Here is a 243-nt window from a genome sequence, read left to right on the forward strand (position 1 = left end):
TTGCCCGGGGCGGATCTTTGCCGAACGCGTGCCAGGGTTGGGTACGCGCAAGGCGCGCCGCAGCGACCGGTTGGCCGCGGCGCAGACCGACATCGGCATGGTGCTGGGTGGTGAGGCTGGTGCAAGGTTGTCGCGGCGGCTGGCCATGCCTGTCAGCGGCGACACGGTCCTGCGCCTGATCCGTCGTCGCGGGACCGTACCGTCTCCGCCGCCGCGGGTCATCGGCATCGACGATTGGGCGTG

General features: G+C 71.2%; 1 pseudogene. It reads left to right on the top strand.

Annotated elements, in window-relative coordinates:
- Nucleotides 1-243, top strand: a pseudogene (locus tag AC0IY0_RS28940) (ISL3-like element ISMdi2 family transposase); the annotation flags it as partial.

Source organism: Methylobacterium sp. AC315 (assembly GCF_979253755.1).